This window comes from Streptomyces sp. NPDC018263 (genome assembly GCF_055562575.1).
This window is the reverse complement of the sequence record NZ_JBVHFA010000008.1, coordinates 278,721-291,689: the sequence shown is the minus strand read 5'-3', so window position 1 is coordinate 291,689 and position 12,969 is coordinate 278,721. Positions and strand designations below refer to the sequence as shown.

Sequence of the window (12,969 nt, the reverse complement as noted above, 5' to 3'; positions counted from 1 at the left end):
ATTTCAGCAAGGGCATCCAGTCCTGCGGCAACAGCCTTCAACGACGAAGGAACCCCCACATGGCACGCAGAACCCTCACCGTGGCGCTCGCCCTCGCCGCAGCCGCCACGGTTGGCATGTACCCGACTACGGCACAGGCGTCCCCGCCCGGCACCAAGGACGTCACCGCCGTCCTCTTCGAGTGGAACTTCGCCTCCGTCGCCCGCGAGTGCACCACCACCCTCGGCCCGGCCGGATACGGGTATGTGCAGGTCTCCCCGCCCGCCGAGCACATACAGGGCTCCCAGTGGTGGACCTCGTACCAGCCCGTCTCCTACAAGATCGCCGGCCGGCTCGGTGACCGGACCGCCTTCAAGAACATGGTCGACACGTGTCACTCGGCCGGCGTGAAGGTCGTCACCGACACGGTGATCAACCACATGTCCGCGGGCAGCGGTACCGGTACCGGCGGCTCCTCGTACAGCAAGTACAACTATCCGGGCCTGTACTCCTCGCCCGACTTCGACGACTGCACCGCGCAGGTCGGCAACTACCAGGACCGCTGGAACGTCCAGCACTGCGAACTGGTGGGCCTGGCCGACCTGGACACCGGCGAGGACTACGTCCGCAAGGCCATCGCCGGGTACATGAACGACCTGCTCTCGCTCGGGGTCGACGGCTTCCGCGTCGACGCGGCCAAGCACATCGACACGGCGGACCTGGCCAACATCAAGTCCCGGCTGACCAACCCGTCGGTGTACTGGAAGCAGGAGGTCATCTACGGCGCGGGCGAGGCCGTCCAGCCCACCGAGTACACGGGCAACGGCGACGTCCAGGAGTTCCGGTACGCCTACGACCTCAAGCGGGTGTTCAACAACGAGAACCTCGCCTACCTGAAGAACTACGGCGAGGGCTGGGGGTACATGAGCAGCTCGGTCGCCGGGGTCTTCGTGGACAACCACGACACCGAGCGCAACGGCAGCACCCTCAACTACAAGGACGGCGCCAACTACACGCTGGCCAACGTCTTCATGCTGGCCTATCCCTACGGTGCCCCGGACATCAACTCCGGATACGAGTGGTCGGACGTGGACGCCGGACCGCCCAACGGGGGCAGGGTCAACGCCTGCTGGCAGGACGGCTGGAAGTGCCAGCACGCCTGGCCGGAGATCAAGTCCATGGTCGCCTTCCGCAACGCCACGCGCGGCCAGGCCGTCTCCAACTGGTGGGACAACGGCAACGACGCCATCGCCTTCGGGCGCGGGAGCAAGGGGTTCGTGGCCATCAACCACGAGTCCTCGTCGCTGTCCCGGACCTACCAGACCTCGCTGGCGGCGGGCACGTACTGCAACGTGCAGAACAACACCACGGTGTCGGTGAACTCGAGCGGCCAGTTCACCGCGACCCTCGGCGCCAACACCGCGCTCGCGCTGTACGCGGGCAAGTCGAGCTGCTGACGCCCTCTTCGAGGAGCCTCCCGGCGAACCGTCCGTCGTATACGGGCGGTTCGTCCCTCGTTCACCGCTGAAATTTCTTTCTTCATGTTTCACAAGTCTTGCTGCAAGCCTTTCGGCGGCGGTACGGTCACGCCGCGTCCGGCAGCGAAGCCGTGCCTCTGGCCGGACTCGAACGAGCCGTGAGCGCAAGGAGTTTGTGCCCGATGAGACCCTCCTGGCAGGCGCGCCGGACGCGCCGCACCCCCTACCGGCGCAGGGCGGCGGCCGTCGTCGTGGCGGCCCTCGCCGCTTCCCTGGTGACGCCCCTGTCCGCGCAGGCGGCGAGCCCGCCCGCGCCGCCTTCCGACGCCCGCCTCGCCGCCGAGCCCGCCCGGCACGACGACACGCGCGAGCAGTTCTACTTCGTCATGCCGGATCGTTTCGCCAACGGCGACCGCTCCAACGACCGCGGCGGACTGACCGGTTCGCGGACGAGCACCGGGTACGACCCCACCGACAAGGGCTTCTACCAGGGCGGCGACCTCAAGGGCCTGACCCAGCGCCTCGACTACATCAAGGGCCTCGGTACGACGGCCATCTGGCTCGCCCCGATCTTCAAGAACCGCCCCGTGCAGGGCACCGGCGCCGACTCCTCGGCCGGCTACCACGGTTACTGGATCACCGACTTCACCCAGGTCGACCCGCACTTCGGCACCAACGCCGACCTGAAGGGCCTGATCGCCAAGGCGCACGCCAAGGGCATGAAGGTCTTCTTCGACGTCATCACCAACCACACCGCCGACCTCGTCGACTACAAGGAGAAGTCCTACGACTACCTCTCCAAGGGCGCCTTCCCGTACCTGACCGAGGACGGCCGCCCCTTCGACGACGCCGACTACGCGGACGGCCGGAGGAAGTTCCCGGCCGTGGGCGCCTCGTCCTTCCCGCGCACCCCGACCGTGCGCAGCCGCGACAAGGTCCCGGCCTGGCTCAACGACCCGGCGATGTACCACAACCGGGGCGACTCCACCTTCGCCGGCGAGTCCGCCGAGTACGGCGACTTCTCCGGCCTGGACGACCTGTGGACCGAGCGTCCCGAGGTGGTCAGCGGCATGGAGAAGATCTACCAGCGCTGGGTGCGGGACTTCGCCGTCGACGGTTTCCGCATCGACACCGTCAAGCACGTCAACATGGACTTCTGGACCCAGTGGGCCACCGCGCTGGACAAGTACGCGGCCGAGCGCGGGCGGAAGAACTTCTTCATGTTCGGCGAGGTCTACTCCGCCGACACCTCGGTGACCTCCCCGTACGTCACCCAGGGCCGCCTGGACGCCACCCTCGACTTCCCCTTCCAGGACGCCGCCCGCGCCTACGCCTCGCAGGGCGGCAGCGCCAGGAAGCTCGCCGGGGTCTTCGGGGACGACTACAAGTACACGACCGACAAGGCCAACGCCTACGAGCAGGTCACCTTCCTCGGCAACCACGACATGGGCCGCATCGGCTCCTTCCTGAAGCAGGACGACCCGAAGGCGACCGACGCCGAGATCCTGCGCAAGGACCGCCTCGCCAACCAGCTCATGTTCCTCAGCCGGGGCAACCCGGTCGTCTACTACGGCGACGAGCAGGGCTTCACCGGCTCCGGCGGCGACAAGGACGCCCGTCAGACCATGTTCGCCTCCAAGGTCGCCGACTACCTGGACGACGACGAGATCGGCACCGCCCGCACCCACGCGTCCGACGCCTACGACACCAAGGCCCCGCTGTACCAGGACATCGCGGCCCTCGCGAGGCTCCGCAAGGCCAACCCGGCGCTGACGGACGGCGTGCAGACCGAGCGGTACGCGGCCGACGGCGCCGGTGTCTACGCCTTCACCCGGACCGACGCGCGCACCGGCGCCGAGTACGTCGTCGCCCTCAACAACGCCGCCTCCGCCGAGACCGTGTCCTTCCCGACCGGCTCCGCCCGCATGACGTACCAGGGCATCTACGGGGCCGCGCGTCCGGTGAAGTCGGACGCCGGGCGCAAGCTCAAGCTCACCGTCCCCGCCGGGACCGCCGTGGTCTACCGGGCCACCAGGCGCCCCGCCGCTCCGGCCACCAAGCCGGTGCTCACCCTGACCGCCCCGCCCGCCGGAGCCACCGGCACGGTGGAGGTCGGCGCCGAGGTGGGCGGAGGCGGCCTGAACCGGGTCGTCTTCGCCGCACAGGTCGGCGACGGGCCCTGGAAGACGCTGGGTTCGGCGGACCACGCCCCGTACAAGGTCACCCAGGCCCTCGGCAAGGACGTACCCGCCGGGACCGCGCTGCGGTACAAGGCCGTGGTGATCGACTCGGCGGGCCGCACCGCGAGCGCCCTGGCCGCCTCGACGACCGGCACCGCGCCCGCCCCCGAGCCGCCCGCCGCCGCCTCCCGCTACTACGCGGTGGTGCACTACAAGCGGGCCGACGGCGACTACGCGAACTGGGGCCTGTACGCCTGGGGCGACCTCGCGGACGGCGAGGCCACCGAGTGGCCGGCCAGCCACCCCTTCACCGGCCGCGACGCCTACGGCGCCTTCGCCTACGTCAAGCTCAAGCCGGGCGCCTCGAACGTCGGGTTCCTGGTCATCGACAAGGACGGGAACAAGGACGTCTCCGCCGACCGGAGCATCGACGTCACGAAGACGGGTGAGGTCTGGCTGGAGCAGGGCAAGCCCGAGGTGCTGACCGAGCGCCCCGACTACCCGGCCCAGGACCAGGGCAAGGCCGTACTCCACTACCACCGCGCCGACGGCAACTACGAGGGCTGGGGCCTGCACACCTGGACCGGTGCCGCGAACCCCACCGACTGGTCGAAGCCCCTGACGCCGGTGAAGACTGACGCCTATGGCGCGGTCTACGAGGTGCCGCTCACCGAGGGTGCCACCAGTCTCAGCTACATCCTGCACAAGGGCGACGAGAAGGACCTGCCCACCGACCAGTCCCTCGACCTCAAGGCCGACGGCCACGAGGTGTGGCTGTTGAGCGGCCAGGAGAAGTACCTGCTCCCGCAGCCGAAGGGCAGCGCGGCCGCGCTCGACCTGACCACCGCCAAGGCGGTCTGGATCGACCGGGACACCCTCGCCTGGAACGGTGCCGAGGGCGCCGCCTCCACCCAGCTCCTGTACTCCCGTGACGGCACGATCACCGTCAAGGACGGGGCCCTGACCAGCGACGACGAGCGCTGGCTGCGGCTGGAGAAGGGCACGCTCACCGACGCCCAGAAGGCCAGGTTCCCGCACCTGAAGGACTACACCGCCTGGAGCGTCGACGCCCGCGACCGCGACCGGGTGCGCGAGGCCCTCACCGGCCAGCTCGTCGCCTCCCAGCGCGCGGCCAACGGCGCGGTCCTCGCCGCGACCGGCGTGCAGACCGCCGGAGTGCTGGACGACGTGTACGCGAGCGCCGTGAAGAGCGGCCTCGGCCCGGTCTTCGCGGCGGGCAAGCCCACCCTCTCCGTCTGGGCGCCCACGGCCCAGAGCGTCGCGCTGGAGCTGGACGGTGCGCTGACGCCCATGCGCCGCGACGACACCACCGGCGTCTGGTCCGTCACCGGCCCCGCGTCCTGGAAGGGCAAGCCCTACCGGTACGTGGTCAAGGTGTGGGCGCCCAGCGTCGGCAAGCTCGTCACCAACTCGGTCACCGACCCCTACTCGGTCGCCCTGACCGCCGACTCCGAGCGCAGCCTCGTCGTCGACCTCGCCGACCGCTCCCTGGCCCCCGAGGGCTGGGCCGGGCTCACCAAGCCCAAGGCGGTGCCGCTCAGGGACGCGCAGATCCAGGAGCTGCACATCCGGGACTTCTCGGTGGCCGACAAGACCGTCCCGGCGGGGGAGCAGGGCACCTACCTGGCCTTCACCGACAAGAACAGCGACGGCTCGAAGCACCTGCGCGAGCTGGCGAAGGCCGGCACCTCCTACGTGCACCTGCTGCCCGCGTTCGACATCGCCACCATCCCCGAGAAGAAGGCCGACCAGGCCACCCCGGACTGCGACCTGGCCTCCTTCCCGGCCGACTCCGACAAGCAGCAGGAGTGCCTGGCGAAGACCGCCGCGAAGGACGCCTACAACTGGGGCTACGACCCGTTCCACTACACCGTCCCCGAGGGCTCGTACGCCACCGATCCCGACGGCACCGCGCGCACCGTGCAGTTCCGGAAGATGGTGCAGGCGCTCAACCAGGACGGGCTGCGGGTCGTCATGGACGTGGTCTACAACCACACGGCGGCGAGCGGGCAGGCGGACACCTCGGTGCTCGACCGGATCGTGCCCGGCTACTACCAGCGGCTCCTCGCGGACGGCAGCGTGGCCAACTCCACCTGCTGCGCCAACACCGCGACCGAGAACGCCATGATGGGCAAGCTCGTCGTGGACTCGATCGTCACCTGGGCCAAGGAGTACAAGGTCGACGGCTTCCGCTTCGACCTCATGGGCCACCACCCCAAGGCCAACATCCTGGCCGTCCGCAAGGCGCTGGACGCGCTGACCGTCGCCAAGGACGGCGTCGACGGCAAGAAGATCATCCTGTACGGCGAGGGCTGGAACTTCGGCGAGGTCGCCGACGACGCCCGCTTCGTCCAGGCCACCCAGAAGAACATGGCCGGCACCGGCATCGCCACCTTCTCCGACCGGGCCCGTGACGCCGTGCGCGGCGGCGGACCCTTCGATACGGACCCCGGCGTCCAGGGCTTCGCCTCCGGCCTGTTCACCGACCCCAACTCCTCGGCGGCCAACGGCACCGAGGCCGAGCAGAAGGCCCGGCTGCTGCACTACCAGGACCTGATCAAGGTCGGCCTGACCGGCAACCTCGCCGGATACCGGTTCACCGACAACGCGGGCCGGGAAGTCACCGGTGCCGGGGTCGACTACAACGGCTCGCCCGCCGGATACGCGGCCGCCCCCGGCGACGCCCTCGCCTACGCGGACGCCCACGACAACGAGTCACTGTTCGACGCCCTCGCCTTCAAGCTGCCGGCCGGGACGAGCGCGTCCGACCGGGCCAGGATGCAGGTGCTCGCGATGGCCACGGCCGCGCTCTCCCAGGGCCCGGCGCTGTCCCAGGCGGGCACCGACCTGCTGCGCTCCAAGTCGCTGGACCGCAACTCCTTCGACAGCGGCGACTGGTTCAACGCCATCCACTGGAACTGCGCCGACGGCAACGGCTTCGGACGCGGGCTGCCCCCGGCGTCCGACAACCAGTCCAAGTGGCCGTACGCCAAGCCGCTGTTGAGCACGGTCAAGGTCGGCTGCCCGCAGATCACCGGCACCTCGGCCGCCTACCGCGACCTGCTGCGCATCCGCACCACCGAGGACGCCTTCTCCCTCGCCACCACCGCCCAGGTGCAGGAGCGGCTCTCCTTCCCGCTCTCGGGCAAGGAGGAGACCCCCGGCGTGATCACCATGCGCCTGGGCGACCTGATCGTGGTCTTCAACGCCACGCCTGAGCGCCAGGACCAGCGGGTGGCCGCCCTCGCGGGCACCGACTACCGCCTGCACCCCGTCCAGGCGTCCGGCACCGACGAGGTGGTCAAGTCGGCGTCGTACGCGGCCGGTTCGGGCACCTTCACGGTCCCGGCGCGGACGGTGGCGGTGTTCACCCGGTAACGGGTCAGGACGCCAGAGAGATCAGCCGGGCGGCGAGTTCCGCGAAGGGACCGTCGCCCGGCTCGTTCTGTACGAACGTCCGGACCACGGCGGCCATTTCGGGGTCGTAGGCGGCACTGACCGCGGCCAGGGCGGCGAAGTCGTGCACGAGCTGGCGTTCCAGCTCCTCGCGCGGCACCCGGCGGCCCTCCAGCCAGATCAGCGCCGTCGACTCCACCAGCGAGATCCACGAGCGCACCACCAGCTCCAGCCGGGCGGGCGCCTCGGTGATCCCCAGGTGGGAGAGGATCTGCTCGTAGGACGCCTGGCGCACCGAGTCGATCAGGGCGTTGGTGGCCGAGGAACCGACCGCCGGGCCGCCCCGCATCAGGGCGGAGAAGCCCGGCCCGTGCTCGTCCACGAAGTCGAAGAAGCGGCCCATCACCCGGAGCAGCCGGGCGCCGAGCGGGCCCTCGTGCGGCTCCTCGAAGCGGCCCGCCAGATCCTCCGCCGCCCGCGTCAGCGCGGCTTCGTACAGGCTCATCTTGCCGGGGAAGTAGTGGTAGACCAGCGGGCGGGAGATGCCCGCGGCCGACGCTATCTCGTCGATCGAGACCTCGTCGGGCGAGCGCCGGCTGAACAGGTCGAGCGCGACCTTGATCAACTGCTGCCGCCGCTCCTCGACGCCCATCCTGCGGCGAACCCCGGTACCCATGGGTTCAACCTTACCGACCGGCAACGACACTTGGACGTTCCGGTTCCGCCCCGGCCTTGACTCCCCGCCCTCACATGTCCAGCACCAGCCGCTCACCCCGGGCGCGGGAGACGCAGATCAGCATCGAGTCGTCGCGCTCCCCGTCCGTCAGCAGCTCGTCCCGGTGATCCACCTCGCCCTCCAGCACCCGCTGTTGGCAGGTCCCGCAGAAACCCTGCTCGCAGGAGTAGAGGGTGTCGGGCAGTTCCCGGCGTACCGCCGCCAGCACGGTCGAGTCGGCCGGGACGGTCAACGTCCGCCCGCTGCGCCGCAGTTCCACCTCGAAGGCGGTGTCGGCGCCACCCGCCGCACGCGGGGCGAACCGCTCCAGGTGCAACGCCGTCCCCTCGGGCAGCGCCGCCTCCACCGCCGCCATCAGCCCCTCCGGGCCGCAGCAGTACACCACCGCGCCCTCGGGCAGCCCGGTCAGCAGCGCGGTGAGGTCGGGGCGCCCGTCCTCGTCCTCGGCCACCACCGTGCACCCGTCCCCGACCAGATCCGCCGCCTCCTTCAGGAACGGCATCGAGGCCCGCGTACGCCCGCAGTACAGCAGCCGCACGTCCACGTCCTCCGACAGGGCCCGCAGCATCGGCAGGACCGGGGTGATCCCGATGCCGCCGGCCACGAAGACGTAGGCGGGGGCCTTCACCAGCGGGAACCGGTTGCGCGGGCCGCGCACCTCCAGCTCGATACCCTCGGTGAGCTGCTCGTGCACCTCCCGCGAGCCGCCCCGGCCGTCCTCCACCAGCCGCGCGGCCACCTCGTACGCCGAGGAGTCCGCCGGGTCCCCGCACAGCGAGTACTGGCGCACCAGCCCCGACGGCAGCACCAGGTCCAGATGCGCGCCCGGCTCCCAGGCGGGCAGGTCGCCGCCCTCCAGGCGGAGCCGCACCACGCCGTCCGCGATGCGCTCGTGCCCGGTGAGCAGCAGCCGCAGCGCCCGCGTGCGGGGGCGCCCGGAGACCGGCGGGTCCAGCGCCGGCATCGGCCACAGCGGGGAGTCCTTGACCCGGCGGCGCAGCGCCCGCCGGGTCAGCAGCCCGGCGCCCACCAGGAGCGCGGCGGCGGCGACGGAACGGGTGGTCTGCTCAGGCATCGTGCTCCGCCTTCTCCGCGGCCAGCGCCGCCGGGGACGAGGCCAGGTAGGCCACCGCCTGCGCGGTCGAGCCCTCCTGGGACGGGTGGTAGGCCCGGCTGAGATAGCGCGGGACGGACTTCAGCAGCGCGCCCGTCGCGGGCAGCGTGCCCCGGCGGCCGCCGGCGTAGAACTCCCGGAACGACGCTTTGCCGCCGGTCAGCGTCGGGTCGTGCTCCATGAAGAAGCGGGCCCCGCGCTGCCACAGGAACATCAGCGCCCCGAAGGCCAGCGCCCAGGTCCGCACCCGGCGCCGGTAGTCGCCGTCCACGTGCGTGAAGAGGTCGAAGGCGACCGAGCGGTGCTCGACCTCCTCCGCGCCGTGCCAGCGCAGCAGGTCCAGCATGGTCGGATCGGCGCCCCGCCGGTCCAGCTCGGCCGCGTTCAGCACCCAGTCGCCGAGGAACGCGGTGTAGTGCTCGATCGCCGCGATCAGCGCGATCCGCTCCAGCAGCCACCAGCGCCGCGCCCGGCCCGGCGGCAGGGTGCGGTCCCCGAGCAGCTTCTCGAAGAACCAGTCGACCTGCGCGGTGTACGGCGTCGGGTCGAGCCCCTGCTCGCGCAGATGCGGCAGCACCTCGTCATGGGCCTGGGAGTGCATCGCCTCCTGCCCGATGAACCCGATGACGTCCTCCCGCAGTCGCTCGTCCCGGATCAGCGGCAGTGCCTGCTTGTACACATGGACGAACCAGCGCTCACCGGCGGGCAGCAGCAGATGCAGCACATTGACGGTGTGCGTGGTGAACGGGTCGCCGGGCACCCAGTGCAGCGGGGTGTCCTCCCAGGCGAAGGACACCTTGCGCGCCTTCAGCGGGATGCGCTCGGCCTGCACCGGCCGGGCCTGCTTGTTAGACATGGCGTCAATGTACTGATGGGTACTCCGTCTGAGAACCCCCGTGCGACGCCTTGTTCGGCAAACTGTCAGCAGCGCCCGGTCAGTGCAGCCCGCTGATCTTCCGGCCGCCCTCCAGGGTGCCCGCCAACTGCGCCTGGGCGCCCTGCTCGGCCTTGGCCACCAGCAACTGGCCCTGTCCGGACGCGGTCACCCCGCCCGAGGACCGGATCGAGGTCACGCCCCGGCTGCCCGCCGCCAGCAGATACCAGTGGCCGCCGCTGGACTTCCACAGCACCCCGGCCAGCACATGCGGAGCACGCGGCCCGCACGCCGTGGTGTCGGTGCCCTTGGCCACGACCGCCCCGGCCGGACCGCCCGGCGTACGGAACTGCGCCAGCGCGGCCGTGCCGTCGCCGCGCCAGGTCTCCGCCCGCGTGCACACCCACTGCCCGGAGCCGCTCGCGTCCGGCAGCGGCTGCTCGGCGAACGCCCACGCGTTCACGGCGCGCACCCCGGCCGCCCGCTCCGCCGCCAGCGAGCAGGCGAACGGCGCCCAGGCGCGCAGCCCTTCGGCCCCGGTCGCCTCGCGGGTCGCACCCGGCCGGCCCGCGGTGAGATGGGCCGGCACCAGCTCGCCCAGGTCGCTGGAGAGCTGGGTGCCCGAGCCGTCCGTCAACTGGAGCACGGTCCAGGAGGTGCAGTCGCCCGTCCGCAGCGCCGGGCTGGCCAGCGGGGAGGTGACCCCGTCGGTCAGGGTGAGCGCGGTCGGCGCCGACTCCGGCTTGGCCAGGTCCCGTCCGGCCGCCTTCTTCACCCAAGGGGCGGTCAGATAACGGACGTTGCCGTCGGAGCGGCCGAGCACCAGCGCGCTCGCCTCGGCGCCGGTCGCGCCGTCGACGCGGGCGAAGTCCAGGGCCGCGCCCTCGGTGCCGTCCCTGGGCTCGGCGTAGCGGGCGATGCGCAGACCGTCGTAGAGGATCACCACGCGGGCCGCGTCCACGTCGCCCGCGTACAGGAGTTGGGGCGGTCCGGCCGGGCCGCCGGTGAAGGTGCCGGGGGTGGCCGAGACGCGGACCGTGGCGCCGGGACGGGCCCAGACCGCCAGCGCGCGGCGCAGCAGGCCGTCGTCACCGGTGAGCGGGCCGCGCGCGGGCCACACCGAGAAGTCGGTACGGGCCGAGGTCTTCCACGCGGCCGGGGTCACGCGCTGCACCTTGGCCGGGTCGAGCGCGGCCACCGCGGCCGGGTTCTCCGCGTACGCGGGGGCGGCGGCGCCGTCCGGGCCCCAGCCGCCGCCGGGCAGCGCGACCAGCACGCAGGCCACCGCGAGCGCGGCCACCGCGGCCACCGCCGCCTTGGTGTGCTGGCGGCGGCGCATCAGGTCGGTGGGCCGGGCCTGGAGCGAGCAGGCGTCGAACTCGGGGGAGGCGAGCAGCGCGTACTGCGCGGGCACCCCGTTCGCCCCGGCCAGCGCGGACTCGGTACGGGTGACCCCGGCGGCCTTGAGGATCTTGCGCACGTCGTCGTCCGCCAGCCCCTCCAGGCCGCGCAGGACATAGGCGGCACGGGCCGGACCGGTGAGGGCCGACAGCCGTTGGTCCAGGGCGAGTTCGTCGGCGCCGCCGGAGCGCGGGAAGAGCCTCAGACCCCACACCTGGGGGAGCGGGGCGGGCAGTTGGGACAGCTTGGGGAGTCCCTTGCGCGGCGCGGACGCCTCCAGCGCGCTGCGCAGCACCCTCAGCCGGACGAACTCGTAGCCGGCGTCGCCGTTCCGGCCGGTCGACTGGGCCGGGATCAGCGCGCGCTGCTTGCGGCCGCGCGGCAGGGCGCGCTGGGCGAGGGCGTGTGCGGTCAGGACCCGGCGCCCCCGGCCGAGAGCGGGCGGGAGCACCAGGTAGGCGAGCCGGACCAGCCGCGGATAGTGCTCGACGAGCGCGGCCTCGGCCCGGCCGACATCGACGGCCGGGTCCTGGTTCCGGGAGGAGGCGGGTGCGTGACGCTGGGCTACATCCTGTGACTGCACATCGGGGAGAACGAGCGAGGCGGCCGTAGGTCACCGCCGCACGGGTGATGTGCGGCCCGGATCACGCCGGTTCGGTCAGCAGGCGGGCGTAGTTGGCCATCGACCGCTGGTAGCGCGGGAGATGGGGGGCCAGCGCGCCGAGCACCAGCGAGAGGCCCTCGCGGTCCCGGCCCAGGCTGGACAGGCACAGCGCCAGACAGGCCCGTACCGCGTCGTTCAACTCGTCGGAGTGGGCGTCGAGTTCCGGGGTGAGCAGGGCGACGCCCTCCTCCGCGTGTCCGGTGTTCCGGAGCGAGCTGGCCAGTTGGATCTTCGTCCGCCGGGCCTTGTACGGGTTCGCCTCCGTGAGGCCGTTGTCCAGGGCCGCGCGGTACAGGCCGACCGCGTCGGCCGAGTGGCCGGTCGAGTCGAAGGCGCAGGCCCGCTCGAACAGGCCCAGCGGATGGTCCTCGGGCAACTCGGCGGCCAGCTTGTCGATCACGGCGCGGAAGCCCGCCGCGTCGTCCTCGGGCCAGGTGTCCAAGGCGGCCCAGGCGGCCGCCACGCGCTCTTCCCAGTCTCGGTCCATCGGACCACTCTGGCAGGCACCGGGCATACCGATCAAGGGATTTGAGCATGTCGGGCCTCGCAGCCGTACCCGTTGCGAGGGCCCGCGTGCGGGATGCTGAGGGCCCACCAGGACCACCGGGACCGGAGGAACGGATGAGGATGACCAGCGCGGTGCTCGTGGGCGCCGTGGTGCTGACGCTGGCGGGCTGCGGCGCGGACCAGGACGACTCGGCGAGGGTGCCGGCCACCGCGACCGGGAGCCTGGAGAGCCTGGCCGCCGAGGTGAAGTGCCGCCCGGACATGCAGACCGACGCCGACGAGATCCGCCAGGCGCTCTGCAAGAACGCCGACGGGAAGTTCGTCCTGGCCACCTTCGCCACCGACCGGGGCCAGCGCGAGTGGATCAACGACGCGAAGGACTACGGCGGTCACTACCTCGTCGGCCGCAAGTGGGTCGCCGTGGGCGACGACGGCGTGGTCGACGCGCTGCGCGGCACGCTGGGCGGCGAGGTCGAGGTGGGCACCGACCACAGCGGGCACGGGGCGAAGCACTCCGGCTGACGCGGTACACACACGGCGAAGGCCGGTGACGGAGTTCCCGTCACCGGCCTTCTGCCGTGATCCCCCGAGGAGGGGGGTCTTCGGAGGATCACGAGCT

General features: G+C 71.6%; 8 protein-coding genes. 3 read left to right on the top strand and 5 right to left on the bottom strand.

The window, feature by feature from the left end:
• Positions 1-59: 59 nt before the first annotated feature.
• Together ACZ3HQ_RS24180 and pulA are read left to right on the top strand one after the other, a co-directional pair.
• Positions 60-1,436, top strand: a complete 1,377-nt coding sequence (locus ACZ3HQ_RS24180; protein ID WP_467513951.1) for an alpha-amylase — start codon at positions 60-62, stop codon at positions 1,434-1,436.
• Between the two features lie 203 nt (positions 1,437-1,639).
• Positions 1,640-7,036, top strand: coding sequence for a pullulanase-type alpha-1,6-glucosidase (gene pulA, locus ACZ3HQ_RS24175; protein WP_467513950.1), 5,397 nt, complete (start codon positions 1,640-1,642; stop codon positions 7,034-7,036).
• 4 nt (positions 7,037-7,040) lie between these two features.
• Here pulA and ACZ3HQ_RS24170 read toward each other — a convergent pair whose 3' ends face one another.
• The 5 genes from ACZ3HQ_RS24170 to ACZ3HQ_RS24150 all read right to left on the bottom strand — a co-directional run bounded on the left by ACZ3HQ_RS24170 (position 7,041) and on the right by ACZ3HQ_RS24150 (position 12,330).
• Positions 7,041-7,730 (bottom strand): TetR/AcrR family transcriptional regulator, encoded by a 690-nt coding sequence (locus tag ACZ3HQ_RS24170; RefSeq protein ID WP_467513949.1) that lies wholly within the window; start codon positions 7,728-7,730, stop codon positions 7,041-7,043.
• Positions 7,731-7,800: 70 nt separating this feature from the next.
• Positions 7,801-8,865: a PDR/VanB family oxidoreductase gene (locus ACZ3HQ_RS24165; protein WP_467513948.1), complete on the bottom strand. Its 1,065-nt coding sequence runs from the start codon at positions 8,863-8,865 to the stop codon at positions 7,801-7,803.
• The gene (locus tag ACZ3HQ_RS24160; protein WP_467513946.1) at positions 8,858-9,760 is read right to left on the bottom strand and encodes a metal-dependent hydrolase; all 903 of its coding nucleotides are present in this window, start codon (positions 9,758-9,760) and stop codon (positions 8,858-8,860) included. The genes ACZ3HQ_RS24165 and ACZ3HQ_RS24160 overlap by 8 nt, the downstream gene beginning before the upstream one ends.
• A 79-nt stretch (positions 9,761-9,839) precedes the next feature.
• Positions 9,840-11,762 carry a hypothetical protein gene (locus ACZ3HQ_RS24155; RefSeq protein ID WP_467513945.1) on the bottom strand — a complete coding sequence of 641 codons (1,923 nt, stop codon included), beginning with the start codon at positions 11,760-11,762 and terminating at the stop codon, positions 9,840-9,842.
• 61 nt (positions 11,763-11,823) lie between these two features.
• Positions 11,824-12,330, bottom strand: coding sequence for a tetratricopeptide repeat protein (locus tag ACZ3HQ_RS24150; protein ID WP_467513944.1), 507 nt, complete (start codon positions 12,328-12,330; stop codon positions 11,824-11,826).
• Positions 12,331-12,464: 134 nt separating this feature from the next.
• Between ACZ3HQ_RS24150 and ACZ3HQ_RS24145 the strand changes: the two genes are divergently transcribed.
• Entirely contained in the window at positions 12,465-12,872 is a 408-nt protein-coding gene (locus tag ACZ3HQ_RS24145; protein WP_467513942.1) for a hypothetical protein, read from the top strand.
• Positions 12,873-12,969: the final 97 nt, after the last annotated feature.

Excerpts from the sequence above, each read along its gene's own strand:
- ACZ3HQ_RS24180 (WP_467513951.1), top strand. The coding sequence starts at position 60 with ATGGCACGCAGAACCCTCACCGTGGCGCTCGCCCTCGCCGCAGCCGCC.
- pulA (WP_467513950.1), top strand. The coding sequence starts at position 1,640 with ATGAGACCCTCCTGGCAGGCGCGCCGGACGCGCCGCACCCCCTACCGG.
- ACZ3HQ_RS24170 (WP_467513949.1), bottom strand. The coding sequence starts at position 7,730 with ATGGGTACCGGGGTTCGCCGCAGGATGGGCGTCGAGGAGCGGCGGCAG.
- ACZ3HQ_RS24165 (WP_467513948.1), bottom strand. The coding sequence starts at position 8,865 with ATGCCTGAGCAGACCACCCGTTCCGTCGCCGCCGCCGCGCTCCTGGTG.
- ACZ3HQ_RS24160 (WP_467513946.1), bottom strand. The coding sequence starts at position 9,760 with ATGTCTAACAAGCAGGCCCGGCCGGTGCAGGCCGAGCGCATCCCGCTG.
- ACZ3HQ_RS24150 (WP_467513944.1), bottom strand. The coding sequence starts at position 12,330 with ATGGACCGAGACTGGGAAGAGCGCGTGGCGGCCGCCTGGGCCGCCTTG.
- ACZ3HQ_RS24145 (WP_467513942.1), top strand. The coding sequence starts at position 12,465 with ATGAGGATGACCAGCGCGGTGCTCGTGGGCGCCGTGGTGCTGACGCTG.